Annotated in this window: 27 protein-coding genes; 20 read left to right on the forward strand and 7 right to left on the reverse strand. The window is 70.3% G+C overall.

Annotated elements, in window-relative coordinates; genetic code table 11:
* The first annotated feature begins 137 nt into the window (after positions 1-137).
* The 6 genes from B4589_RS16110 to B4589_RS16135 are packed head-to-tail and all read left to right on the forward strand — an operon-like array spanning position 138 to position 6,293.
* Entirely contained in the window at positions 138-1,520 is a 1,383-nt protein-coding gene (locus B4589_RS16110; protein WP_079232331.1) for a nucleotide sugar dehydrogenase, read from the forward strand.
* On the forward strand, positions 1,520-2,374 hold the full coding sequence (locus tag B4589_RS16115) for a glycosyltransferase family 2 protein (protein WP_079232330.1): 855 nt from the start codon (positions 1,520-1,522) through the stop codon (positions 2,372-2,374). The genes B4589_RS16110 and B4589_RS16115 overlap by 1 nt, the downstream gene beginning before the upstream one ends.
* Positions 2,371-3,486: a DUF354 domain-containing protein gene (locus tag B4589_RS16120; protein ID WP_143414238.1), complete on the forward strand. Its 1,116-nt coding sequence runs from the start codon at positions 2,371-2,373 to the stop codon at positions 3,484-3,486. Before B4589_RS16115 ends, B4589_RS16120 begins: the two co-directional genes overlap by 4 nt.
* On the forward strand, positions 3,483-4,553 hold the full coding sequence (wecB, locus tag B4589_RS16125; protein WP_079232329.1) for a non-hydrolyzing UDP-N-acetylglucosamine 2-epimerase: 1,071 nt from the start codon (positions 3,483-3,485) through the stop codon (positions 4,551-4,553). Before B4589_RS16120 ends, wecB begins: the two co-directional genes overlap by 4 nt.
* Complete coding sequence (locus tag B4589_RS16130) at positions 4,553-5,473, forward strand: glycosyltransferase (RefSeq protein ID WP_079232328.1); 921 nt, start codon at positions 4,553-4,555, stop codon at positions 5,471-5,473. Before wecB ends, B4589_RS16130 begins: the two co-directional genes overlap by 1 nt.
* Positions 5,466-6,293: an AAC(3) family N-acetyltransferase gene (locus B4589_RS16135; protein WP_079232327.1), complete on the forward strand. Its 828-nt coding sequence runs from the start codon at positions 5,466-5,468 to the stop codon at positions 6,291-6,293. Before B4589_RS16130 ends, B4589_RS16135 begins: the two co-directional genes overlap by 8 nt.
* Positions 6,294-6,332: 39 nt before the next feature.
* Here B4589_RS16135 and B4589_RS16140 read toward each other — a convergent pair whose 3' ends face one another.
* A complete protein-coding gene (locus B4589_RS16140; protein WP_079232326.1) occupies positions 6,333-7,031 on the reverse strand; it encodes an SIMPL domain-containing protein in 699 nt (232 codons plus the stop codon).
* 169 nt (positions 7,032-7,200) lie between these two features.
* Between B4589_RS16140 and B4589_RS16145 the strand changes: the two genes are divergently transcribed.
* Together B4589_RS16145 and B4589_RS16150 are read left to right on the forward strand one after the other, a co-directional pair.
* Entirely contained in the window at positions 7,201-7,368 is a 168-nt protein-coding gene (locus B4589_RS16145) for a hypothetical protein (protein ID WP_158081116.1), read from the forward strand.
* 13 nt (positions 7,369-7,381) lie between these two features.
* Positions 7,382-7,780, forward strand: coding sequence for a hypothetical protein (locus B4589_RS16150; protein ID WP_143414237.1), 399 nt, complete (start codon positions 7,382-7,384; stop codon positions 7,778-7,780).
* Here B4589_RS16150 and B4589_RS16155 read toward each other — a convergent pair whose 3' ends face one another.
* Both B4589_RS16155 and B4589_RS16160 read right to left on the reverse strand, forming a co-directional pair.
* Positions 7,781-8,782 (reverse strand): GNAT family N-acetyltransferase, encoded by a 1,002-nt coding sequence (locus tag B4589_RS16155; protein WP_176330555.1) that lies wholly within the window; start codon positions 8,780-8,782, stop codon positions 7,781-7,783.
* A complete protein-coding gene (locus B4589_RS16160; protein ID WP_176330556.1) occupies positions 8,772-10,361 on the reverse strand; it encodes an alkaline phosphatase family protein in 1,590 nt (529 codons plus the stop codon). The genes B4589_RS16155 and B4589_RS16160 overlap by 11 nt, the downstream gene beginning before the upstream one ends.
* Before the next feature lie 410 nt (positions 10,362-10,771).
* Here B4589_RS16160 and B4589_RS16165 point away from each other — a divergent pair, with 410 nt between their 5' ends.
* Both B4589_RS16165 and B4589_RS16170 read left to right on the forward strand, forming a co-directional pair.
* Positions 10,772-13,018 (forward strand): right-handed parallel beta-helix repeat-containing protein, encoded by a 2,247-nt coding sequence (locus B4589_RS16165; RefSeq protein ID WP_176330557.1) that lies wholly within the window; start codon positions 10,772-10,774, stop codon positions 13,016-13,018.
* Positions 13,015-13,230, forward strand: a complete 216-nt coding sequence (locus tag B4589_RS16170) for a hypothetical protein (protein WP_079232323.1) — start codon at positions 13,015-13,017, stop codon at positions 13,228-13,230. The genes B4589_RS16165 and B4589_RS16170 overlap by 4 nt, the downstream gene beginning before the upstream one ends.
* On the opposite strand, the gene B4589_RS16175 is transcribed toward B4589_RS16170, so the two are convergent.
* Positions 13,227-14,063, reverse strand: coding sequence for a TrmB family transcriptional regulator (locus B4589_RS16175; protein ID WP_176330558.1), 837 nt, complete (start codon positions 14,061-14,063; stop codon positions 13,227-13,229). The two genes, B4589_RS16170 and B4589_RS16175, sit on opposite strands and share 4 nt — an antisense overlap.
* A 513-nt stretch (positions 14,064-14,576) precedes the next feature.
* Between B4589_RS16175 and B4589_RS16180 the strand changes: the two genes are divergently transcribed.
* Positions 14,577-14,873: a HalOD1 output domain-containing protein gene (locus B4589_RS16180; protein WP_079232322.1), complete on the forward strand. Its 297-nt coding sequence runs from the start codon at positions 14,577-14,579 to the stop codon at positions 14,871-14,873.
* 9 nt (positions 14,874-14,882) lie between these two features.
* Here B4589_RS16180 and B4589_RS16185 read toward each other — a convergent pair whose 3' ends face one another.
* The 3 genes from B4589_RS16185 to B4589_RS16195 form a co-directional block, all read right to left on the reverse strand.
* Positions 14,883-15,203, reverse strand: coding sequence for a hypothetical protein (locus tag B4589_RS16185; protein WP_079232321.1), 321 nt, complete (start codon positions 15,201-15,203; stop codon positions 14,883-14,885).
* 369 nt (positions 15,204-15,572) lie between these two features.
* Entirely contained in the window at positions 15,573-15,737 is a 165-nt protein-coding gene (locus tag B4589_RS16190; protein ID WP_158081115.1) for a hypothetical protein, read from the reverse strand.
* A gap of 60 nt (positions 15,738-15,797) precedes the next feature.
* Positions 15,798-15,995 (reverse strand): DUF1328 domain-containing protein, encoded by a 198-nt coding sequence (locus B4589_RS16195; protein ID WP_079232377.1) that lies wholly within the window; start codon positions 15,993-15,995, stop codon positions 15,798-15,800.
* Between the two features lie 194 nt (positions 15,996-16,189).
* Here B4589_RS16195 and B4589_RS16200 point away from each other — a divergent pair, with 194 nt between their 5' ends.
* From B4589_RS16200 to B4589_RS16240, 9 genes are all read left to right on the forward strand, one after another.
* Positions 16,190-17,596 carry a hypothetical protein gene (locus B4589_RS16200; protein ID WP_176330559.1) on the forward strand — a complete coding sequence of 469 codons (1,407 nt, stop codon included), beginning with the start codon at positions 16,190-16,192 and terminating at the stop codon, positions 17,594-17,596.
* Positions 17,597-17,624: 28 nt separating this feature from the next.
* Positions 17,625-18,338, forward strand: a complete 714-nt coding sequence (locus B4589_RS16205) for a class I SAM-dependent methyltransferase (RefSeq protein ID WP_158081114.1) — start codon at positions 17,625-17,627, stop codon at positions 18,336-18,338.
* 179 nt (positions 18,339-18,517) lie between these two features.
* Positions 18,518-19,087, forward strand: coding sequence for an acyltransferase (locus B4589_RS16210; RefSeq protein WP_176330560.1), 570 nt, complete (start codon positions 18,518-18,520; stop codon positions 19,085-19,087).
* Positions 19,084-20,202: a DegT/DnrJ/EryC1/StrS aminotransferase family protein gene (locus B4589_RS16215; RefSeq protein ID WP_079232317.1), complete on the forward strand. Its 1,119-nt coding sequence runs from the start codon at positions 19,084-19,086 to the stop codon at positions 20,200-20,202. The genes B4589_RS16210 and B4589_RS16215 overlap by 4 nt, the downstream gene beginning before the upstream one ends.
* Positions 20,199-21,164, forward strand: coding sequence for a Gfo/Idh/MocA family protein (locus B4589_RS16220; protein WP_079232316.1), 966 nt, complete (start codon positions 20,199-20,201; stop codon positions 21,162-21,164). Before B4589_RS16215 ends, B4589_RS16220 begins: the two co-directional genes overlap by 4 nt.
* Positions 21,161-22,573, forward strand: coding sequence for a nucleotide sugar dehydrogenase (locus B4589_RS16225; RefSeq protein ID WP_079232315.1), 1,413 nt, complete (start codon positions 21,161-21,163; stop codon positions 22,571-22,573). The genes B4589_RS16220 and B4589_RS16225 overlap by 4 nt, the downstream gene beginning before the upstream one ends.
* Complete coding sequence (locus tag B4589_RS16230; RefSeq protein ID WP_394353859.1) at positions 22,564-23,367, forward strand: hypothetical protein; 804 nt, start codon at positions 22,564-22,566, stop codon at positions 23,365-23,367. Before B4589_RS16225 ends, B4589_RS16230 begins: the two co-directional genes overlap by 10 nt.
* Before the next feature lie 127 nt (positions 23,368-23,494).
* On the forward strand, positions 23,495-23,731 hold the full coding sequence (locus B4589_RS16235; protein WP_079232314.1) for a hypothetical protein: 237 nt from the start codon (positions 23,495-23,497) through the stop codon (positions 23,729-23,731).
* Positions 23,732-24,093: 362 nt separating this feature from the next.
* A complete protein-coding gene (locus B4589_RS16240) occupies positions 24,094-25,356 on the forward strand; it encodes an RNA-guided endonuclease TnpB family protein (RefSeq protein WP_079232313.1) in 1,263 nt (420 codons plus the stop codon).
* Positions 25,357-25,502 lie beyond the last annotated feature (146 nt).

Below are 25,502 nucleotides of genomic sequence, written 5' to 3' on the forward strand. Positions count from 1 at the left end.
TCCAGCCTGCCGGTATCGGGGACGCGGCGCCTCCGCCGGTCGGACCGACCGAGTCGAGCGGTAGCCGTCGCCTTCTCCCCGGCGTCGTGGGGTTACGAACTGACTAGTAAACACCCCGGACACCGAGCGTCGCCGTGATGGCTGAACCGAACCCGGACGTACCCGCGCCGGCGGCGGCCACGCGTCCACGGCGGGCCGTCGTCGTCGGGGTCGGGACCGTCGGTCTCCACCGCGCGCTATCGCTCGACGACGCGGGACTCGAAGTCACCGCCTACGACGTCGACCAGTCGGTCGTCGACGACTACCGCCAGGGGATCGACGCCACGGGCAGCGTCGGCGACGACCGGATCGCCGGGAGCGACTGCACGTTCACCGCCGACCCCGGCTGTATCGAGAACGCCGACGTGGTGTTCGTCGCGGTCCCGACACGGTACGACGACGGGACGACGCTCCCGACGGTCCGCGCAGCGGCGGGGACCGTCGGCGACCGACTCACACCCGGGACGACCGTCGTCCTCGAGTCGACTGTTCCGCCGGGCGGGGTGACAGCGGTGTTCACCCCGGCGCTCGACGCGGCGGCTAGCCCCGACGCCGGCGAGGGGTTCGACGTGGCCTACTCGCCGGTCAGGCTCTCGCCGGGCGAGCAGCACACCCGGACGAAGCTCGTCGCGGCCGAGCGGGCACCGGTCGCGCGGGCGGTGGCGCGGCTGTTCGAGCGGACGTACGACTCGGTCCACGTCGTCGCGGACCCCGCGACCGCGGCGGCCGCGAAATGTGTCGAGAACGTCTACCGCGACGTGAACGTCGCGCTCGTGAACGAGCTCGCTGCGGGGCTGGACGCGCTGGATCTCGACGCCGACCGCGTGCTCGACGCCGCGGCGACGAAGTGGAACGTCCCCCGCTTCCGCCCCGGGCTCGTCGGCGGCACCTGCCTCCCTGACGATCCGAAGCTGTTCGCCGACAGCGTGGCCGCGGCGGGCGGCTCGACGCCGCTGATCCACACCGCCCGCGGGATCAACGACGCGGTCCCCGCACGCGTCGCGGACCGGACCGTCGACGCGCTCGCGACACGGCAGTGCGCACGCGAGCCCGCCGAGCGGCCGGGGGAGGACCCCGGGATCGCCGCCGACGGCTCCGGTGGCACGGCCGCGGCCAGCGCCCCACCGCCGGACCCGCCGACGGTCCTGCTGCTCGGGCTGGCGTACAAGCCCGACGTGGCCGACCTCTCGGGGAGCGAGGCCGCGGCCGTCGCGTCCGAGCTTGACGTGCTCGGGGTCGACGTCGTCGGCTACGACCCGCTGGTCGACGCCGAGCGCGCGGCGGAGGCGTTCCCGTTCCCGATCCGGACGGGGCGGCCGTTCGAGGACGTCGACGGCGTGACCGTACTGGTCGGCCACAGCCCGTTCGAGGGGCTGATGCTCTCTGACGTGGCCGTCGAGGGGGACCCTCCGGCGGTCGTGGACGTCCCCGGCGTGTTCGACCCCGAACCGGACACCGACGTCGTCTACCGACGCCCCTGATGTACCGGAACAACGCGGTCGCAGTCGTCGTGCCCGCCCACAACGAGGCCCAGTTCGTCGGCGACGTCGTCGCCGGGATCCCGGCGTTCGTCGACCGCGTCTACGTCGTCGACGACGCGTCGAGTGACGGCACCAGCGCTGCCGCGTTGGCTCCCGTCTCACCGACCGACCGGGGCGACGAGTTCGATCCGTCACAGCACCCGCGCCTCGCACCCCGCGTCGCCGAGGCCACCCGTCGGGGCCGCGTGGTCGTGCTCCGGCACGGCGAGAACCGCGGGCCGGGCGGCGCCGTCGCGACCGGCTACCTCGCGGCGCTGTCGGGCAACGCGGAGCTCGTCGCCACGATCGACGGCGACGGGCAGATGGACACCGCAGCGCTGTCCCGCTTTCTCGACCCACTGGTCGAGGGCGACGCCGACTACGCCACGGGAACCCGGCTCCAGGAGGGCGCCCACGCCCGCGAGATGCCCGCGTTCAGACTGTTCGGCAATCGCCTGCTGACGCTGCTCTGCCGACTCTCGTCGGGCTACCGGACGCTAACCGACCCGGTGAACGGCTACACCGCCGTCACCCGCGGCGCGCTGGCGGCGATCGACCCCGAGTCGAGCTACGAGGGGTACGGCTACGGGACGGAGATCCTCGCGCGGCTCCACGCCGACGGTCGTCGGGTCGTCGACGTGCCCCACGCGAGCCGGTACGGCGACGAGGAGAGCGGGATCGACTACCGGCGGTACGCCACGCGGGTTTCCGTGCTGCTGCTCCGGACGTTCGCGTGGCGGCTCTCACGGGAGTGGCTGGGCGTCGGCGGGAGCCAGCACAGAGGGACACCGAGCGACCCGGGGTGGGAGCTGTGAGGGTCCTGTTCGACGTGACCCACCCGGCGCTCGTCCACCTGTTCGCCCCCGCAGCGACGGCGCTTGAGGACCGGAGCCACGACGTGAGCGTCGCCGCGCGGGAGAAGGACGTCACGACCGAGCTGCTCGACGCCGCCGACCTCCCGTACGTCGTCGCGTCCCGCGCGGGCTCGGGGCCGCTCTCGCGGGTCGGGGAGCTGATCGAGCGGACACGCGGCCTGACCGAGATCGCCCGCGAGGTTCGCCCGGACGTGGTCGTCAGCCAGGTCGATCCCGCGGCGGTCCACGCCGCCCGCCGCGTCGGCGCCCGTGCGGTGGTGTTCGACGACAGCGAGCACGAACGCGTCGCCGCCGCGCTCACCCACCGGTTCGCGGACGTCGTCTGTACGCCCGCGGGGTTCGACCGCGACGTGCCGAACCAGCGGCGCTACGACGGGTTCCACGAACTCGCCGCCCTCCACCCCGATCGGTTCGCGCCCGCCCCCGACGCGCTCCGCGACCACGGTGTCGACCCCGGTTCCCCCTACGCAGTCGTCCGGTTCGTCTCCTGGAGCGCCCACCACGACATCGGGCGCGGCGGCTTCTCGCTGGCGGGCAAGCGGCGGCTGGTGGACCGACTGGCCGACCACGGCTCGGTGTACGTCACCAGCGAGGCGCCGTTGCCCGACGACCTGGCCGAGTACGCCGCGCCCGTCCCGCCCGAAGCGATGCACGACCTGCTGGCGTTCGCGGACTGCTACGTCGGCGACTCACAGACGATGGCGACCGAGGCAGCCGTGCTCGGCACGCCGGCGGTCCGGACCAACGCGTTCGTCGGCGACGGCGACATGAGCAACTTCCGGGAGCTGGAGCAGGAGTACGGGCTGTTGCGCTCGTTCGCCGAGGAGGCGGACGCCGTCGACTGTGCCGTCCAGTTCCTGCGGTCGCCGCCCACCGAGACGATGGAACGCCGGCGGCAGCGCCTGCTCGACGCGAAAACCGACGTGACCGCGTTCCTCATCGACGTGATCGAGGAGCAGGCCGCTTCGGCGGGCGTCGACACTGGGGAGAAAAGCGAGCCGGCGACGGATCCCGCAGCCGACGGCGATCGCCCGGCGGAGGTGGGGCGATGAACGTCTGCTCGGTGGTTGGCGTCCGGCCGGAGTTCGTGATGGCGGCGCCGGTGATCGACGAACTCGCCGCGGCCGGCCACGACCCGACGCTCGTCCACACCGGTCAGCACCACGACGACGCGCTCTCGGCGGCGTTTTTCGATGAGCTCTCCCTCCCACAGCCGGACCACCACCTCGGCGTCGGGTCGGCCCCCCGCGGGGAGCAGATCGCCCGCGCCGTCGAGCGACTCGTGCCGCTGCTGGCTGCCCGGGACCCCGACGCGGCGCTCGTCTACGGCGACACGACGTCGACGCTGGCGGGCGCGATGGCGGCCGTCGCCACCGACACGCCGCTGGCTCACGTCGAGGCGGGGCTGCGCAGCGCGGACTGGCGGATGCCCGAGGAGCGGGCCCGCGTCGTCGTCGACCACCTCGCGGACCTGCGCCTCGCGCCCACGAGCGACGCGCTCGCCGCGCTCGACGCGGAGGGGGTAACGGGGGGCGTCCGAGACGTCGGGGACGTCCGGGCGGACGCGGTCGCGGCGGTCCGCGACAGCGACCCCGACGGGCTCCCGGCGCCGAGGTCGCCGTACGTGCTCGCGACGGTCCACCGCGCGGCGACGACCGACGACGCGGCGACGCTCCGGGGCGTGCTGACGGGGCTGGCCCGCGTTGAGGCGCCGGTCGTGCTGCCGATCCACCCGCGGACCGCCGACCGACTGCGGGCGTTCGACGACGCGGACTGGGCCGCCGAGCAGGTCCGGTTGATCGACCCCGTCGGCTACGCCGAGTTCCTCACGCTGCTCGCCGACGCCGCCGCGGTCGCAACGGATTCGGGCGGCGTCCAGCGCGAGGCGGCGTATCTCGGCACGCCGTGTGTGACGCTGCGCGACCGGACCGAGTGGCGCGAGACGGTGCGTGACGGTCGGAACGTGCTCGCCGGAACCGAGCCCGCCGAAATCACGGCGGCGGTCGAGGAAGCCGTCGCCGAGCCGTCGCGCGAACCGGACGTCCCCACGGGTGCGGCGGCGGCGATCGTGGCGGCGATCGAGGAGTGGCGCGGCGTTGAGGTGCCGGAGGTCAGCTGATGCGCGTGCTGCAGCTGGTCCCCAGTGCCGACTCCACCGCCTACCGGGGACAGGTGCGCGCGCTCAGGGCGCACGGCGTCGACTGTGCGACGCTCGCGGTGCCCGGCGACCACGTCCCGGGCGAGCGGTCACGCTCCCCACGGGAGTACCTCCGTCACCTCGCGAGCGCGTTCCGTGTCCGCGGGGAGTTCGACGTGGTGCACGCGAACCAGGGGGTCGTCGCGCCGACGGCGCTCGCGCTCGCGGGGCTCCCGACGGTCGTCTCGCTGTGGGGGTCCGACCTCTACGGCACGCTCGGCCCGGTGAGCCGCGCCTGCGCCCGACTGGCCGACGGGGTCGTCGTGATGTCGACGGCGATGGCCGCGGAACTGGGGACGGACTGCCGGGTGATCCCCCACGGCGTCGACACCGAACGATTTCGGCCCGGAAACCCGCAGACAGCGCGAGCGGAACTGGGCTGGGACGACGGCCACCACGTCCTCTTCCCGTACGCTCGCGAGCGAACGGTGAAGAACTACCCGCGGGCCGAGCGGATCGTCGACGCCGCTGCGGATCGACTGGACGCGGACGTGTCGCTCCACGCGGTCACGGGCGTCCCCCACGAGCGGATGCCGACGTACTTCGTCGCCGCCGACGCGCTGCTGCTGCCCTCGGACCACGAAGGGTCGCCGAACGCGGTGAAGGAGGCGCTGGCCTGCAACCTCCCGGTGGTTTCGACCCCCGTCGGCGACGTGCCCGAACGCCTCGACGGCGTCACTCCATCCGAGACGGCCGCGACCGACACGGGCCTCGCGGCCGCGCTCGCGGACGTGCTCGCCCGGGGCGAGCGCTCGAACGGCCGCGAGCAGGTTCGGGCGCTGACCCGGGACCGCACCGCCCGCGAACTGGCCGCGGTGTACCGCGAGGTGCTGGATGGGTAGACTCGGCGCGTACGCCCACGCCGCCCGGTCGCTGCTCCGGGAGCCCTGGCGCGGGCGGGCGACGGTCGAACGGACCCGTCCGGACGCGCTCCGCGAGGCGCTCTCGTCGTTCGACGCCGAAGAGGGAACCTCTTCGGGCAGTCAGACGCAGTCTGACGACGCCGACACGGTCGTCGTCTACGCGGGGCTCTCTGACGTGGCGGCCGCGTTCGGCGGCGACCCGTACGAGCGCCTGCGGGACGGGCTGTTCGAGGCGTTCGACGCGGTGCTCACGCCCGGGTTCACGTTCTCCTTCCGGGAGTCCGGGTTCGTGGACCTCGACCGCGCGCTGCCGGAGGTAGGGGCGTTCGGTCGGCGCTTCCTCGCGGACGCCACGTTCCGCACCGACGATCCGGTGTTCTCGCTGCTCGGCGCCGACGCGTTCGCGTTCGAGACCGACGGGGCCGACTGTAGCTACGCGCCCGGCGGCTACTGGGACGAGCTCCACGATCGAGACGTGCTCTACCTGAACGTCGGCACCGATCGCTTCCGCTGTTCGGCGTTCCACGTCGCCGAGGTGCGCCACGAGGTTCCCTACGTCTCGCGGACAGCGCTCCGGGGGAAGGTCCGACGGAACGGTCGTCTCGACGCCGTCACCCATTCGATCCCGACCGACGACTACTGGCGGCGGTTCGCTCGGCAGAAGGTGCAGCGAGACCTCGGCGACGCGCTGCTCGATCGGTCCGTGGGCGGCGTCCGGATCCAGGGCTGTCGCGCGGGCGCCGTCGACGCCCTGCTCGACGAGCGCCTCGGTTCGGACCCGTACTACCTCGTGACGTAGGCGAGTGACCGACCCGCGGTGGTGACGACGAGCGGGAGTTTATTCGGCGTGGTACGTCACGGTGACGGTCGCCTCGACGGTCACCGGGCCGGGGCGGAGCTCGGTGCTCGCGTCGGCGGACTCCAGCGTGCGGCCGGCGAAGACGGGCGTCGAGCCCACTTCGACCTGGTCGACGCCGGTGACGGTCAGCCCCGCGGCGTCGGCGGCAGCGTCGGCGTCGGCCCGCGCGTCCGCGACCGCGTTCCCGACCGCCTCGGCGCGCAGATCCGCGCGGGTGTCGGCCGAGAGCGTGAAGCTCACGCCCCAGACTTCGGCGGCGGCGTCGGCGACGGCGGCGTCGATAGCCGCCCCGGCCTCGTCAGGGGCGACTTCGACGCGGTAGGCGTGGACCGCGCGGTACTCCGTGGGGTCGGCGTCCTCGCGGTCGTACTGCGCGTTCAACGAGTAGCCCGCGGTGGTGATCGTGTCGTCGTCGACGCCCGCGTCACGGAGGGCGTCGACCAGCGCGCTCGACCGGTTCGCGGCGTCGCTGCGGGCGGCGTCGGCGCTGTCGGCGACGGCGACGACCGACAGCGAGAGCACTGCGAGGTCGGCGTCGGCCGTTACGCTCCCGCTCCCGGTCGTGACGACGGTGGTTGCGTCGTCGGATTCGGCCGCGGTGGCGGTCTGGAGCGGTGCGGAACAGCCGGCCAACAGGACGATGCCGGCGAGGGCGACTGCGAGTAGCGGGCGGTTCATGCTCCGACGTACGCGTCGTGAGGAGATAACTACGACCGTGAGAACGCGAAGCAGTCGCTCACGGTGTCCGGCCGTCAGACGCGTAGCCTCGGCTTACCCGGCCGTTGACGGGGATCCCGGCCGATAATGGGCGTATAACGAAACCCGTGAGGAGTACTGGGGGAGACGTATGCCCCAGTGTCGAAACTGCGATGGCCACGTGACGAGCCGGTTCGCCCGCGTGTTCGGCGACAACGGCGACGAGGTGTACCGCTGCCCCGACTGCTCGGCCAACCCCGAACGCTACGACGGCGGGCCGGACGCCGACCGGAGCGCGATCGCCGGAGGGTGGCGATGAGCCGCCGGGGCCCGTGAGCGCCGACAGCCGCGAGCGCTTCGCCCAACTCGACGGCGAGGCGTTCGCCCGGCTGGTCGCGCGGACGTGGCGGGCGTACGGCCGGGCGATCGAGTCAGATCTGCCCGACGGTGTCGGCGACCTGTCGACACCGATCGACGGCGGGCGAGTGCTGACGGCACGGGCGGCCGACCGGCGGATCGTCCTCACGCATCCCGGCGGGGAGCAGCTCGCCGCGACAGCGCTGCTGGCGGTGCTCGCCGAGGTGGAGTCGCCCGAGGAACTGCGTGTCGTCTCCGCGGCGGGGTTCGACCCCGGCGCGCTGAGCGTCGGCGACGCCTACGGGGTCGATCTCGTCGGTCCGGGGGCGCTCGCGCGGCTCCGGGATCACCAGCCCGACCGGGCGGCGCCGTGATCACCCGCGGAGCGAGCCGTACAGCTTCGTGAGCGTCGTCATCGTCCGGCTCCCTGCTTCCAGCGCGTAGTACGGCACCAGCTCCGGCGCGAACTTGGCTTTGAACCGGGCGATCCGGGGGTTGTTCGCGCCGGCGAGGTCGTAGCTCTCCACCCCCCGCTCCCGGGCGTCGGTGATGTACGCCCAGTCCAGCAGGTCGTTGACGGGCAGGTCGACCGACGGTTTCGCGCCGCCGATCCAGCAGATCCCCCGCCCGCCGAACTCCACGTTCACGAACCCGCCCGTGAACTCGCCGTCGATCCGGCAGACGTACGGCCGGATCACCCCCTCGGGCAGCGACTCGTACAGGTCCCGCACCAGGTCGCTCCCGAGCTCGAACGACTCGTCCTGCTCGGCGTGGCGTTCGCGCACCTGCTCGACGATCAGGTCGATGTCGTCGGCGTCGCCCTCCGCCAGTTCGTAGTTCACGTCGTACTCGTCGGTGACGTTCTTCCGGGCGTCGGTGCTGAACGCCGACAGCAGCTCGTCGGGCTCGCGGTCGATGTCCACGACGTAGGTGTACCGCAGCGTGGCGTCGTACTCCTGCCAGAGGAACGGCCGCACATCGTCGTACCCCGGCGTGGTCCTGATCGAGGTGTAGTCGGGGTCGTGTTCGGCCTCGAGCCACTCCAGACAGGCGTCGACGAACCGGCGGTTGCGCTTCTCCGCCCGCCGGCGCTTCAGCTGCTGGCGGTCGAGCATCCGGGGGCCGAGGTAGGGGAGTTTCACGTTCGGCGGCGGCGAGACCGCCACGGTCACGGGCCCCTTCCGGGTCGTGAACACCGGGAACACGCCCACCGGCTCCTCGCCCTTGTAGCCGACGAGGCGGTGGCACGTCGCGCCGGTGTGGCGCTCCAGCACGGAAAGCGCCGCGGCGTGGTGGAACCCAGTCGCCCGGGGGGTGTCGGTCAGTAGCTCGTTCCATCGCTCCGCGTCGTCGGTGGTGGTGACCTCAATACTCATCGTCGTCGATGTAGCCGAGCTGTGAGAGCCGGCGGGTGACTGCGTCTTCGTCGTCGGTACTGTCCGGGGCGGCGTCGAACGGCGGGTAGGCGTCCGTGGGCTCCGCTTCCACCGGCGGGAGCGTCCCGCCGTCCATCCGGGTCGAGGGGGAGACGCCGAGCGAGGAGAGCACCGTCGGCGCCACGTCGAACAGGTGGGCCTCGTCAAGCCCCGCCGCAGTGTCGACGTCCTCGCCGGCGAGCGCGACGATCCCGGTCGGTTTGTGGTTCCACTCCTCGGACGGGTCGCCGAACGGCTCGCCGCGCAGCGACGCCGAGAGCAGGCGATCGAACCCGGCGGGGACGGTGACGATGTCGACCGCCTCGTCGACGTACGGCCCCTCGAAGTACTCCTCGGCGGGGGCGACGTCCGCGAACACGGGGTCGCCGTCGGGCGTTCGCACGGCCTCGAGCGCGGTGATCAGGTCGTTCCGAACGGAGGGGTATTCGGCGGGCGCGACGACGCCGTCGGGGTCCCGGCCCGCCTTGTTGATCCGGACGCCGAGCTCGGTCCGCGAGCGCATGTACGCCGCGGAGTCGGGGAAGTCGACGCGTTCGGTCCCGGCTCGGACCGTGTCCGTGGAGACGTGCCGGAGCACGAACTCCTTCAGCCCCAGTCGTTCGAGGAGGGTGCCGAGGCGCTGGCTGCTGAGGCCGAGGCTGGACGCCAGCGCGACCAGCCGTTCGCTCGTCGACGGCGTCGCCGTCTCGTCGTCCTTGATCGCGGTCCAGGAGGGCATCCCGCCCTCGCCGGTCGTCGTCCGGAGGTACTCCTGCTCGGCGAGGAACTCGTTGACCCGGAACTCGGCGCCGTCGTACGGGCCGATCCCGTGGTCGCTGGCGACGATCACGCGGTCGGGGTCGCAGGCGTCGAGCGTCTCGGCGATCTGCTCGTCGACGGCCTCGAACACCGCGCGGACGGCCGCATCGTCCTCCGGGCGCTCGTGGAACACGGTGTCGGTCTGCTGGAACTGGAGGAAGCCGAACTCGGGGTCGTACTCGTCGGCCAGGAAGCGGAACGCCTCGCCCCGCATCCGTGTCAGGCGTTGGTACCACTCGACCGCCTCGTCGCCGTCGACCCCCTCGGGGGCGTAGACGCGGTACTCCCCGAGTTCGGCCTCGATCCGGTCGAGCAGTCCCTCGGGGTGGCAGGTGGGCTCCTCCGGGCTCACGTACCCCGGGACGAGCGCCCCGTCGAACGATCGTGGTGGGCCGGTGACGGGGACGTTCACGACGACGCTTGTGCGCCCGTGGCGATCGAGCAGCTCCCAGAGCGCGTGCTCCCGGACGTGGCTGCGGTTCACCAGTCCCCAGTCGTAGCCGTCGAACGTCAGGAAGTCGAACGCGCCGTGTTTCCCGGGGTTGACGCCGGTGTACAGCGACGGCCACGCGCTCGGCGTCCACGGCGGGATCTGCGATTCGAGGGGGCCGACGACCCCGCGGTCGAACAGCGACGACAGCGCGGGGAGCCGGTCGGCGTCGAACAGCGGATCGAGGACCTCCCGGCAGACCCCGTCGAGCCCGACCAGGAGCGTCCGCATTCCGCCCGGATCTCGGTCTGTCACGGAGGCGTGTACCCATCCCCCGGAAATTGTTATGGAGAGGGTGACGGGCCGTCGCCGGCGCGTCGCGCCCGTACGACGTTCCTACCCGGACCGTATCGATCGCGATGAACGACGACGACGTTCGGTCGCGGTCGTACGGCGCTCCTACCCGTCGTATCTTCCCGTTGCCCAGTTCGCCCCGCCAGTTGGAACGATCCTACCGGCCGTCGCCGCGCGCCGCTCGAACGGTAAGGGCCGCATACCGGTTCCGGTCGGGGACCGGTCGAGATCCGGTCGTGATCCGGTTGACAGTCGATAGCCATCAGTCCACAAGTAGGGGTGTTTTACCGCCGCTTGGCCCCCACCTCGTCAGAATCTACTTTCCGGTAATGCTGTTCTACCCGTCCATGGCACACGGCCATGGCGAGGACGATTCGGAACAGGACGGGACTACCAACGGCGTCGACGAGGGGGCGGCGCCCACCGACGGCCACGGTCGGCGGTCGGTGATGAAGGCGCTGGGGGCGACCGTCGCGCTGGGGAGCGTCGGCGTGCTCTCCGGCACCGCGTCTGCGGCGCCCGTGGATCTCTCGGGCGGCGACGTGACGATCCCCGCCGGCGAGTACGAGTGGGACGGCTCCGGGCTCGAGAACAGCAGCGGCGAAGCGATCGTGGGCGAGGGGAGCGCCGGCGACGTGGTGCTCAACCTCGAGTCCGGGACGATGGACGGCTCGATCGGCGGGCGCCTCGAGAACGTCGTCGTCCGGGGATCGAACCCCGAGGCGAAATCCGGGATCAACGTCGTCCCCGGCGCGACCGTCGACGGGTTCGTCTGGCCCGAGGGCGGGCAGCAGAGCGAGGACCGCGCGCTGTACACGCCCGACGGCGGGAACGATCGGCTGACGATCCGCAACTCCGCGTGGGCGTGGTGTGTCAACAACGGCGCCTACGTCGACAAGCCGCCGGTGACGATGGAGAACTGCGCGGCGGTGAACAACAACATCGCCAACATCCGCGTCGGCCACCGCGACGGCACCGACGAGAGCGAGACGACCTACATCCGCAACAGCCTGATCGCGGTCACCGACGACATCCTGAACGACGACACCAACGACCCCTACTCGCGGGGGATCCGGCTCCGCAGCCCCGCGAACCTGGTCATCGAGAACTGCTGGTTCATCTACCTCGACGTGAGCGGCACCGCCGACCTGATCGAGCTCCACGACGAGGCCGCCGGCTCCACGGTGGAGATCCGGAACTGTTCGTTCTACAACGAGTCCGATGGCGACCTGGTCCGGGACAAGTCCGGGGGGTCGATGGACGTGACCATCGAGAACTGTACGGTCGCCGGCTCCGGCAGCCGGACCATCGAGCCCGACTACGACGGCTCGGGCGTCACCGAGGAGGAGGGCGTGTCGTTCCCGCTCCCCTCGGCGGTCACGGGCTACGCCGCGGCCGACGAGATCGCCGGCGTCGGCGAGGGGATCGGCCCGTGGGACGGCTCCGCGAGTCCGCCCGCCGACGACGAGGAGGAACTGGCGCACACGCTCGTGCTCCACGCGACCGAGGAGAACGACGGCACGGTCGAGGCCACGTTCACGGTCGACGGCCCCGTCGAGTACGCTCCCGAGGCCGAGCCTGACACCGACGAGATCAGCGAGAACGGCGACGGCACGACCACCGTGACGAGCGTGCTCTCGCCCGACGAGCTCGACTCGTTCCGATTCGACAACAGCGTCGTCGACTACAGCGTCCCCGAGGGCGCGACCGTGGACGTGTCGCTCGACGGGACGACCACGACGTTCGCCGAGCTGGTCGGCGAGGAGAGTGAGGACGACCAGTCGGACGACAGCGACAACGCGGACGACAGTGACGACGGGTCGGACGACAGCGACGCGGGCAGCGAGCAGGTGGTCGAAGTGATCGCCCGGCAGTCCGGCGACCTGAACTACGAGTTCACCGTCGACGGCACCGCGGAGCTGCACGAAACCTCGGCGCAGGTCACGGCGGGCCACGGCGACACCGTCACCGAGAACGGCGACGGCACGGTGACCGTCTCCGGCTTCACCGGCAACGACGGCTACGGCGACGCCTACCTCGTGCAGGGGACCATCCTGTCGTTCTCGGCGTCGCCCGCCGACTACGCGTTCGACGTGCTGGTCAACGGCGAGGCGGTCGACCCGTCCAGCTTCGGCGAGGACGACGCTGCCGACGACCCAGACGGCGGGAGCAGTGACGACGGCAGTGACACCGACAACGGCGACGACAGCAGCGGTTCGGACGACAGCAACGATTCGGACAACGGCGACGACTCGAACGACAGCGACGACAGCAACGATTCGGACGACAGCGACGACTCGAACGACAGCGACGACCCGGCCGCGGGCCGTCCGAACCTCATCACCGTCGACGGCGACGGCGATGACGTGACGACGTACACGTTCACGGTGTCGGGCTCGGTCGTCCGCGACGAGGCAGCCAGCCAGCCGACCGAGGACGGCACCGGCTGGGACCGCGTCGAGGACATCGCCCAGGACGGCAAGGTCATCGGGCTGGTCGGCAGCGGCCTCGACGCCTACCGCTTCGCCGGCAGCGTGACCTCGATCACCGTCGACGGCGACGCGACGGTCGAAATCCAACGGGACGTCCAATGAAGGGGGAGTACGCGGCCGACTGGCGGGACGCCCCCGACGATCCCGACCCCGCTGACCTCGGCTACGAGGCGGTCGAACTCGACATGATCGGCACCACCACCGACGGCTCCCACCGCGTGCTGGTGCTGCCGACGGACGAGGAGATGCTGGCCGACGACGCGTTCCTGATCGCCGACGAGGGGTCGATCAGGGATCTGCCGGCGATGATCTAACCCCGGTCGGCGAGCTGACCGACCGGGTCGTCCTCCGAGAGCAGGCCGGTCGCCATCAGCCGGCGGACGATGGCGACCAGCCCGTTGTCGAACCCGCGGCCGAAGACGGCCTGTTCGTGTGCGTGGCCCGACTCGCTGTTCCGGGTGAACGAACTCACGAGGATCGCCTGCCGGTCGACGAGCAGCAGCCGGCTGATCTCGGTGGTGTCGCCGGGCAGCGACGACTGCTGGAGCCACTCCAGCCCGGAGACGAACACCTCCACGTTCGGGAGCGCCGCCTCGATCGTCGCCCGGAGCGGCTCGGAGGCGGCGCCGACGATCACCGTCACGCCTCGGTCCTCCGCGTCCTGCAACGCCGCCGCGAGTCGGTCAGTGAAGGTGTCATCGTGGCCGATCACCAGCACGACCTCCTCTGACGCGCCCTCGATCAGCTGTTGGGTTCGGCTGGTGATTCCCTGTTCGCCGCTCAGCGACCACACCTCGTGGGTCACGTCCTCGCTCTCGTCGTCGGGGGGTTCGAGCCCCCTGAGCGCGCTCCGGAGCGACGACACACGGTCGGCGTACTCCGTCCGAAGCGTGTTGACGGCCTCGTCGATCGAGACCGCCCGGAACACCTGCGGGCTGGTGTGCTGGGTCTCGACTAACCCCTTCGACTCCAGCACCCGGATCGCGTCGTACACCCGCGTGCGCGGCACCTCGGACATCTCGCTGATGTCCTTGGCCGTGCCGTTCTCCCGGCGTGCGAGCGCGACGAACGATCTGGCTTCGTACTCCTTGAGCCCCAGTTCCTGCAGCAGTTCGATCGCATCCTGTCGGTTCGTTCCGTCGTTCATGGTCCTACCTCCCCCGCTTACTCGGGGTTGGTCCCGTGGCGGGTTCAGTCCGTCGCCGCCTCGAAACCGTTGTCACTCCACCGGTAACAACACTACCCCTATAACTCCCTGTCATATGGTGTTAGCTGCCCTGGTGCGAAAGACGTTCACTTGTTTAATCACAGTACACATTTCGCTTCACCGACAGTGCGTGACCGGACGTGTCGCCACTGGACGGCTCGCCCGCACCAACGTTCGGGGCGACACACCGACCGAGGTACGTGACCCACTGTTCGGCGACCCCTCCCGGAGCCACGCGACGGGACCGCGATCCGGAGGACCGGCACCACCAACGGGCTAGTGATCGTCGTCGAGGCACTGTTCACGTGGCAGCTCGGAAATGACAGATAATCTACTGTTCACCCACATCCTCACGACAAAGCTTTAATTCCGTGGGACGTAGTCACCCCCAGTACGTCATGCACTGCGGTCTCCTATCACAAGGTTCCAGTCTCTCGGGCCGAATGTTCAACCATGAGTAAAGATAGCGAGGAACCCTCCCCGGACTCGTCCCCGTCGGTTCGCGACCGGCGGACGGTCGAATACGAGTGGTCGGGCGAAACCACACCGAGCATCGCCGTCGTCGAAGCCGTCGCCGCCGCCACCGGCCGGGACCCGCGGGAGATGCCCCCCATTCAGGGTGCCGTCGATACGGACGCGCTCGACGCCCTGCTCACGGCGGGGAAGGACGGCTCCCTCCGAGTCAGTTTCGAGTACCTCGACGCAACGGTGACGGTCCATCCGGACGGCACGATCGACGTGACGGTCTGATCGACCCGTTCACCGCTGGTCGGGCCCACAGCAGGGCGCCCCTCGCCGGAGAAGCGAGACGGCGTCGTCGAAGGCGGCTCCCGGCTCGACCGCTCCGCCCGGTCCAGACTCCACGACGCCGTACTCTTCGAGTTTCGGGAGATGACGGTGGTGGACGGCGATGGCTCGCGCCTCGTGGGTTGCCTCCCCGTCGATGGCGAGCGAGTCGACGAGCTCGTCCACCGTGACCGTCCCGTCGGTCGCGGCGATCCGCCGGAGCATCCGTCGGCGCTGGGGGTGTGCGAGCAGTTCGAACAGTCGGTTGTCGGTGATCGTTTCGTGTGAGTGCATGGTTCTCACGCCCACCCGTCAGGAGCCCGCGTTAACGTGGCTACGAAGGATTCGGGACGGTAATGCAAAACTCCCGGTGTTACCCCGGATCGTCACGTGACTCTCCGGTCAGTTGACGAACGGGAAGCCGACGCTGACCGAAGAAGGCGAGTTGGGCCGTCGCGGCCGTGCCGGCCGGGGGGAGCAGCCGTCGGCCGCGGGCCCGTGGATCCGGAATGCAGGTGGGGTGAGGGGGAGGCGAGGGGAGCGCCGCCCCGCTCGTCTGGGTCGGGGGCGGAATCGGTCCGCGACCGTTTTCGGTCCGGCCGATTCCATTCACGCCTACTACCGGGACCACCATTGTAAGAGAGTCGTTTCCCGCGGTAGGCGTCACGTTCGGTAGTAGTAGACGCCGATCTCGTTCTCGCAGGTCTCGCAGACGTGGTCGTCGCCCTGGAGACGTCGGCCCACGCCGGACCCGTTCTCGATCTCGTGGCTCGCCGTGGCGAGGGCGAGCCGGGCGCCACAGTGGGGACAGTTGATCTGCACGCCCATCACGAACGGCTCCGATCCGGTTTGTAAGTCGCTGCCTCCCGCCGCCGCAGTCGGCCGGTCTCAGAGAACGATCGAGATCACCGCCAGCACGAGGAACAGCAGGACGAGCCACTTCGCGACCGTCATGCTGAGCCCCGCGATGCCGCGGGCGCCGACCGCCCACGCGACCAGGGCGAGCACGAGGAACACGACCGCCCACTGGAGGAACTCGCCGGTGAACAGTTGCAGCACGGTCGGCGCCGGGGTCGTGAGTACCATACCGGCCCGTTCGCGGGTCCCCACCTTCGTTACCGACCCCATTGGCGTCGCCCCCATCGCCGCGTCATCGGCGCGGTCGGCGGCGTCCTCGGTAGCGTCGACCTGCGGGGGGCGGGCGGTCGATTCACCGCCGGGCGCCCCCGCACGGAATGACCCTTCATAACGAAGGGTGCGCCGGCCACATCGACACCCGAATGAAGCGTCGTGAGCTGATCGCCTCGCTCGCCGGCGTCGGGAGCGTCGGGATCGCCGGCTGTGGCAGTCGCCCGCCACGCGAGGAGCCACGGCGGGCCGAGCCGACGTCGACGCCGGGTATCGGGGGAGCGTACCGCCGGACGCCGTCGCGCGATCCCGCGACGATCGCGGCCGCGTGGGGGTTGGACGAGGTGGTCGACGTCGGCGCGCTACGGGACGGGCCCGAGAAACCGATCGGCGACCTGCTCGACCGCCACGCGGTCGACGGGGCGCTGCTGTACTTCCCGGCCGGCGAGTACCGGATCGAGGAGACGTTCACGGTGAGCAACGGCGGCCGGATCGGCGTGCTCGGCGACGACGCCGTCGTCAAACCCCCCGACGGGTACGACTCGGCGGTGCTGGGCTTTGGCTACCCGGAGCCGCTGACCGCGCTGTACGTCCGCGGGCTCACGTTCGACTACCGCGCCGAGAACACCGGGGGGCGCCCGATCCTCGGGGTTGCCGACGACGTCGTCGTGTTCCGCGATCTGTCCGTCCGCGGGGTCGCTGACGTGCCGGAGGATCTCGTCCGACTCGACGTGACGACGCCGGAGGGCGTCGGCATCGTCGACGGGCTCAGCCTCCCCGACGGCTCGACGGAGCCGGGCGTGACCGGCTGCGAGGTCGGCGACGACAACCACGGCGACGTCTCCTTCTTCGACTGCCACATCGCGGGGTTCCCGGACAACGGGCTGTACGCCGACCCGCCCGCGGGCGCGGTGGGCGTCTACGGCGGCGAGTTCCGGAACAACGGCGTCGCCAACGTCCGGATCACCGCCAGCGACCCCAGCGTCGTCCGCGGCGTCCGCGTGCGGTGTGACGATGCCGAGGCCGTCGGGGAGAACATGCGCGGCATCCGCCTCCGCGGCGGCCACGACCACCTCGTCGAGGACTGCGTCGTCGAGATGCTGGCGGTGCCCAGTAGCGACGGCGCGGTCACGATCGCCTCGGAGCTGGAGTCCGCGACCGTCCGGAACTGCCGGCTCCACGTCGACGCCGACAACGTGAACGCGATCCGGGTGAAGAGCCCGAACGAGGGCGCGGGCGAGGCGACACGCGAGGGGCCGTTCCGGTTCGAGAACGTCCGCGTCACCGGCGCGGCTGCCGACGGCGCGGCCGTCGACGCGTCCGGACGGCGGAACTGCTCGTTCCGTGGGCTCCGGATCCACCAGTCCGGCGACGACCGCGACGGGATCGTCACCTCGAACGTGGAGGGGGAGATCGTCGACAGCTGTGTCGCCGTCACCAACGACCCGCTCGCGCTCTCGGACTCGCGGATCGAGCGGCGGAACCTCCGGCTGAACCCGAACCCTCGCGAGGGGTGTTGCTGCCCCGATTCGCCCGCCGACGGCGTAGATGGCTCGTAACCAACCTTCCCGCGCCACGAGGGGGAGTATGCCCAACGAGCAGACTGCGGCGTACTACGATCGGCCGGACGTCGTCGAGACGTGGTACGAGGCCCGCGAGCGTGGGCTCCGCGAAGCGGAACGTCGCGCCATCGAGGCGTACTTCGACCCGGACGGGCGCGTGCTCGATATCGGTTGCGGCGCAGGCCGAACGTCGACGGTGCTGGCGGCGGCCGGGTTCGACATCGTCGGGCTCGACATCAGCCGGCCGATGCTGAGGCTGGCGGCCGAGGAGGACCCCGCCGTGACGTACGTCGCGGGCGACGCCGCCGCGCTCCCGTTCCCGGGGGAGAGTTTCGGGAACGTGCTGTTCTCTCACTGCGGGCTGGACGAACTCAAACCCGAGTCCGCCCGCGGCGAGGCGCTTCGCGAGGCGTTCCGCGTCGTCGAACCGGGCGGTCGGTTCGCGTTCAGCAGCCACAACCTCCTCAGGCGCCTGCTCCCGCTCCCGCCCACCCGGAACTGGCTCGGGAAGATGGCGGCGTTCTGGCGGCGGAACTACCGGGAGGGACGGATCGGCTCGGCCTACCTCTCGATCACGGAGGACGCGCCGCTACATATGACCGACCCGCTCTCGCTGGTCCGCTCGGTGCGGGCCGCCGGGTTCGACGTGCTCGACATCGTTGGCTCGGGCACCCCCGGCTCGACGCTGTTCGGGACCAGCACGTTCGTCGTTGGCGAGAAACCAATGCTGCCGCGATAGCGGCGGCGTAACGCCTGACAACGGCTCTATAACTTTGGGCCGGTCGCCGGCATCCTCTGGTACCCGCCATCGGCGGAACCGACAATGTTCAACGCGTCACATCTACCCGACCAGCCACCGACCGTCAGGCGTTCTAGCACCGCTCGTCGTGCCGCCCCCCACTCGGGAGGTGGGCGTCGATGACCGACGCCGAGACCGACGCCGACGCGGAGGTCCACCCCGGGGCGACGCTGGGCAGCGCCGCCGGCGGCCCGACGATCGGCGCCGACCCGACGATCCGGAGCCACAGCGTGATCTACGGCGACGTGACGATCGGCGACCGGTTCACCACCGGCCACGGCGCGGTCGTGCGCGAGGGGTCGGTGCTCGGCGACGACGTGCTCGTCGGCACCCACGCCGTCGTCGACGGCGACTGCACCGTCGGCGACGACGCCTCGCTCCAGACCGGCGTCTACCTGCCGCGGAACACCACGCTCGGCGACCGCGTGTTCCTCGGCCCGCACGCCGTGTTGACCAACGACCCCTACCCGCTGCGCGAGGAGGCCGACTTGGAGGGGCCGACGATCGAGGACGACGTCTCGATCGGCGCGAACGCGACCGTCCTCCCCGGCGTCACCGTCGGCGAGGGGGCGTTCGTCGCCGCCAACGCGGTCGTCACCGAGGACGTCCCCCCGGAGACGCTCGCTGTCGGCGCGCCCGCCGAGTACGAACCGCTGCCCGACCGACTCGAGGGAGGGAACGACGCATGATCCCGATCGCCGCCCCCGACGTCGGCGAGGCCGAACGCGAGGCCGTCGAAGCCGTGCTTTCGAGCGGCCAGCTCGCCGACGGCCCCGCAGTCAGGGAGTTCGAGTCGGCGTTCGCGGCGCTGTGTGACGTCGAGCACGCCGTCGCCACGACGAACGGGACGACCGCGCTGCACGCGACGTTCGAGGCGCTGGGCGTCGGCGAGGGCGACGCCGTGATCACGACGCCGTTTTCCTTCGTCGCGAGCGCGAACGCGATCCGACTGGCCGGCGCCGAGCCGGTGTTCGCGGATATCGACCCCGAGACGCTGACGCTCGACCCCACCGCAGTCGCGGAGGTGCTGGCCGAACGCGACGACGTGGTCGCGATGTTGCCGGTCCACCTCTACGGGATGCCCGCCGAGATGGACCGACTGCGCGCGCTCGCCGACGCGCACGACGTGGCGCTCGTCGAGGACGCCGCCCAGGCCCACGGCGCGCGCTACGAGGGGGAGGCGGTCGGCTCGATCGGCGACGCCGGCTGTTTCTCCTTCTACCCGACGAAGAACGCCACCAGCGCCGAGGGCGGGATCGTCACCACCGACGACCCCGAACTCGCCGAGCGCCTGCGCCGGTTCATCGACCACGGCCGCGTTTCCGGCTACGAACACGCCGAGGTCGGCCACAACTTCCGGATGACGAGCGTCTGTGCGGCCATCGGTCGCGTCCAGCTCGACCGGCTGCCGTCGTTCAACATCGCCCGGCGGGGGAACGCCGCCTACCTCACCGACCGCCTGCAGGACACCGCGGTCGAGACGCCGCCCGAGCGGTCCGGCGCGCGCTCGGCCCACCACCAGTACACGATCCGCACCGACGAGCGTGACGCCCTCGCCGACCATCTCGAGGAGCGCGGCGTGGCCTCGGCGGTGTACTACCCGACCCCGATCCACGAACAGCCCGCCTACGCCGACTACGACGCCGACCTCCCGGTCGCGGAGCGGGCGGCCGACCGCGTGCTCTCGCTGCCGGTCCACCCCGGACTCGACGTCGACGACCTGCGGCAGATCGCCCGTGCCGTCGAGACGTTCGACGCGGGCGTCGAGACCGCAACGCCGGAGGCGGAGGTGATGGACTCGTGAGCGACCCGCTGCGGACCGGCGTGATCGGCGTCGGCAGTATGGGCCGCAACCACGCCCGCGTGTACCGCGAACTCGCCGAGAGCGAACTGGTCGGCGTCGAGGACGCGGACGTGAGCGCGGCCGCGGCCGCGGCGACGGAGTTCGACACGTCGATCTTCGAGCCGGCGGAGCTGCTCGACGCCGTCGACGCCGTCTCGGTCGCGGTGCCGACCAGCGCCCACGCGCCGGTCGTCCGGGACTGCATCGACGCCGGCGTCGACGTGCTGGTCGAGAAACCGTTCGTCGCGGACCCCGAGGTCGGCCGCGAACTCGCCGCCGCCGCCGAGGCGGCCGGCGTCACGATCCAGGTCGGCCACGTCGAGCGGTTCAACCCCGCGGTTCGGACGCTGTTCTCGGCGTTCCAGAACCTCTCGGTCGTCGCCGTCACGGCCGAGCGGCTGGGGCCGCCGGTGGAGCGCGACATCGAGGCCGACGTCGCCTTCGACCTGATGATCCACGACATCGACCTGCTCTGTACGCTGCTGGACGACGAGCCGGCGCTCGTCTCGGCGGCCGGCATCGACGGCGAGTACGCGACTGCGACGTGGGACGGCGACGGCGTCGTCGCCACGCTGACCGCCAGCCGGCTCACCCAGGAGCGGGTGCGTCGGCTCTCGGTCACCGCCGAGGACTGCCGGGTCGTCGTCGACCTGCTCGACCAGACCGTCTCGGTCCACCGGCGCTCCCGCCCGGAGTACGTCGCGGCCGACGGCGACGTGCGCCACCGGATCGAGAGCGTCGTCGAGCGGCCGTTCGTCGAGAGCGGCGAGCCGCTGAAGCGGGAGCTGTCGGCGTTCCTCGACGCCGCCGCGAACGAAACCGAGCCCCTCGTCACGGCCGAGGACGGCATCCGCGCGGTCGAACTCGCGGGACAGGTCTCCGCGATGGCTGCCGACCGCGAGACCACGGAGGTGTCGCTGTGACGCCGTCACTGTACGACTCCGCGGCCCCGCCGGCCGAGCAGCGCGAGCAGTTCCGGGCGGGCGAGTTCCCGGTCGCGGTGTACGGCCTCGGGAAGATGGGGCTGCCGCTGGCGGCGGTGTACGCCGAGCACACCGGCGCCGTGACCGGCGTCGACATCGACGAGGCGGTCGTCGAAGCGGTGAACGCCGGCGAGTCGCACGTGCAGGGCGAACCCGGGCTGGACTCGCTGGTCGCGTCGCTCGCCGACGAGGGCGCGCTGACTGCGACCACCGACGCGGCGAGTGCGGCCCGGGATGCGACGATCCACGTCGTCGTCGTCCCCACGCTGATCGACGAGGAGAAGCGACCGGACCTCTCGGCGGTCGAGGCGGTCGTGCGCGAGGTGGCTGACGGGCTGCTCCCGGGCGATCTCGTGGTGTTCGAGTCGACGCTGCCCCCGCGGGCGACGCGGGACGTGCTCCACCCGATGCTGGTCGCCGAGAGCGACCTCGCGCCCGGCACGTTCGGCGTCGCGGTCTGTCCGGAGCGCACCTCCAGCGGGCGCGCGCTGGCGGACGTCCGCGGCACCCACCCCAAAGTCGTCGGCGGCGCCGACGACGAGAGCGGCCGCGCCGCCGAACTGGTGTACGGCGAACTCGTCGACAACGAGGTGGTCCAGGTCGCCGACGCCACGACCGCGGAGGCGGTGAAAGTGTTCGAGGGGCTCTACCGCGACGTCAATATCGCGCTGGCGAACGACCTCGCGCGCCTGACCGACGAGCTCGACATCGACGTGCGGGGGGCGATCGACGCCGCCAACACCCAGCCGTACTGCGAGATCCACACCCCCGGACCCGGCGTCGGCGGCCACTGCATCCCCTACTACCCGTACTTCGTGCTCAACTGGCTCGACGGCGACGTTCCGACGCTCTCGACGGCCCGCGGCGTCAACGACTCGATGCCGTCGTTCGTCGTCGACCGCGTGGCGGAGGGGCTGGCCGCGTGGCCCGACGGCGCGACCGACGGGCGGACCGCGCTCGCGGACGGGTCGGAACGCGAGGGAGACCGTCCGGCAGACCGTCTCACGGACGCGACGGTGGCGGTGCTGGGGCTGACCTACCGCGCCGGCGTCCGGGAGATCCGTGCGAGCCCGGGGATCGACATCTGCGAGGAGCTGGCCGACCGGGGTGCGCGCGTGCTCGCCGCGGACCCGCTCGTCGACGCCGACGGGCTGGCGGCGACGGATATCGACGCCGCCGACCTGCCCGGCCACGCGCCCGACGCGGTCGTGCTCGCGACCGCCCACGAGGCGTTCGACGCGATCGACTGGGACGCGACACCGCCCGCGGTCGTCGTCGACGGCCGGGACGCGCTGGACCTCTCGGGGAGCAACCACCGGCAGTACACCGTGGGGCGCGGATGGCGGTGAGCGACAGCTTCACGACCGACGCGTACGAGACCCTCCTCGACGCAATCGACGCGGGCGGCTACGAGTTCCTCACGGTCCGTGAGTACCTCGGGAGCGACGATCTGCCCGAACGGTTCGTGATCCTCAGACACGACGTTGACCGCATGCCGGCGCGGGCGCTCCGGATGGCGCGGGTCGAGGCCCAGCACGGCGCCAGCGCGACCTACTACTACCGCACGTCGACGTTCGAGGCCGACCGCGTCCGCCGCGTCCGCGGGCTGGGCCACGAGATCGGCTACCATTACGAGGATTACGTCCGTACGAACGGCGACCTGGCGGCGGCCCACCACCGGTTCGCGGGGAACCTCGACCGGTTCCGGCGGCAGTCCCCCGGGTCGATCGAGACGGTCTGTATGCACGGCAACCCCCTGTCGTCGTACGACAACCGGGAGATGTGGACCGCCCACGAGACCCCCGACTTCGAGGCGTACGACCTGCTCGGCGAGGCGTACCTCTCGATGGACTTCGCCGACGTGGTCTACTTCTCGGACACCGGGCGGACGTGGCTCGACGGGGAGCTGAAGATCAAGGACCACACGATGGGCGAGGGAGAGAAGCGCGTCACCGCCGACACGACCGCCGACCTTGCGGCGCTGTTCCGCGAGGGGGCGGTCGACCGCGCCTGCGTGCTCGCCCACCCCGAGCGCTGGGCCGACTCGCTGGGCGAACTGCTGGTCGCCCGCTCGACCGACGGCGCCGTGAACGCGGTGAAACGCGGGATGTCGCTGCTGAACTACGGCGCCGCGAACTCGTAACGGCGGCCTGTGGCGACCCTACTGACCGGAAGGACGGTCGTACGTTCCGTAGCAGGGCTATTACGAAGCCTCGACGGGCCCTCCCCCAACCCGGTGGCGCGCCGAAGCGCCCACCGGAGAGACACCAATGGTACGAGAGTTCCGAAACAGCGACGAAGGGAAGACCGTCGTCACCGCGGACGGTGACGAGGTCGGCACGATTCAGAAGATCGAAGGCGACATGGCCCACGTTCGGCCGAAAGGATCGCTCTCCCGGAGCATCCGACGGCGGCTCGGCTGGGCCGAGGACGACCAGGACGTCTACGAGGTCGACCACGCCAGCGTGCAGCAGATCTCCGGCGACGAAGTCCACCTCAAGGAGTAGACCGCCGCGGCGGGACGATCCCCCCTGCCCGGCGGCGACAGCCGTCCTTTCCTCGAAACGCCGTTCGTGAACGGTTCGGAACCGACGACCCTACCCACGAGCGATATCTCCGCTATCGCACGCTTTTCGGCTGTATCAGGTCATCCGAGTGAAAGATCGTGCTGACTTATCTCCTCTCAAGGCGTCGTTCCTGACGGTGAGACAAGATGAAATCAGCAATTTCGAGGTGGAGCCTCCGGCCTCAAGGAGCGAACGGAGTGAGCGAGTAGACCGGAGAGGAAACCGACATGGGACGACGCAACCAGCACACTGCGACCGGCCGACTCCCCACTATTAAGAACCGTCCGACTCACATCTGAAACATGGAGGTCCGACGTACTGCTCCCGTCAAACTCATTGTTCCCGAGGATCGTCGTGACGACCTCCACGAATCCGCCCAGCAATTCCTTCACTGTGCCAACCGTGCCTCCGAGTTCTGTTGGTCCGATACTTCTCACACAGAGTGCGTTACGACCAACACGACCGCACGAGACGCTCTCTACGACGAACTCCGCGACGAAACCGACCTCACCGCCAACCTCGTTCAAGAAGCCATTCGACGTGCCGTCCAAGCCGTCAAAGCATGCGTCGAACGGTGGAAGGACGGCAAGCGGGTGAGTCAACCGGAGTTCACGTCGTGGAGTATGCTCTACGACAAACGGAGCGCCACGTTCTACCGGAACAAAGTCTCGCTCTCAACAGTCTCCGGACGTGTCGAGTGCGACTTTGAACTCCCCTCGGATAGCCCAACACCGTACGAACGGTACGTGCTGTCCGAGGAGTTCGAGTTCCGAGCGAGTACGCTCCAGTACGACGCAGTGGATGACGAGTTCTACTTCCATATCACTACTCGGAAATCCGACTCCGAAGGAGACAGTAACGACGCAGAGGTTTCGGCAGATACTGAGCACCCCGACCAAACGGTCCTCGGTATCGACCTCGGCGTTAACTCACTCGCCGTCTCCTCGACGGGCACGTTCTGGCAAGGCGACGACTACGACCACTGGTGCCGCGAGTTCGAAAAGCGACGTGGAGAGATGCAACAGCGCGGTACGCAAGCCGCGCATAACGCCCTGCTTCGACTCGGCAAACGTGAAGAAGCATGGCGGAAACAGTACATCCACACCGTCGCCAACGAACTTGTCACCGAAGCCGTTGAACACGACTGTAACGTAATCGTGTTCGAGGAGTTGACCGATATACGCGAGCGGCTTCCACACGCGAAGTGGCACCACGTCTGGGCGTTCCGACGCCTCTACGAGTACGTTTCCTACAAGGCCCCCGAACAGGGTATCTCCGTGGAGCAAGTTGAGCCGAACCACACGAGCCAACGCTGTTCGCGGACGGACTGTGGGTTCACGCACGAGGACAACCGCCACGGAGAACACTTCGAGTGCCAGAAATGCGGGTACGAGGTGAACGCGGATTACAACGGCGCGAAGAACATCGGGCTACGGTACGCCCGAAAGCGAACACACAGACTCCGTTCCTCGCCCAAGTCGGGGGGCGGAGACGCAGAAGTAGACCTGCGTGTGAATGGTGGGACGGTGAACGGCAAGAGTCACCAGCCTATTGCTGGCGACTGATTGGCGGGAGTCCACATCAAAGCCCCACCCTCAAGGACCGAGGCGCGTATGCGCCGAGGGAGTAGGGTGGGGTAGTTTACACAGCAGACTCGTCGGAGTCGAACGAACGAACACGCCGTCGGTATCTCGCGGTCGTCGGTTCGGTC

This window comes from Halolamina sp. CBA1230 (assembly GCF_002025255.2).
Taxonomy (GTDB): domain Archaea; phylum Halobacteriota; class Halobacteria; order Halobacteriales; family Haloferacaceae; genus Halolamina.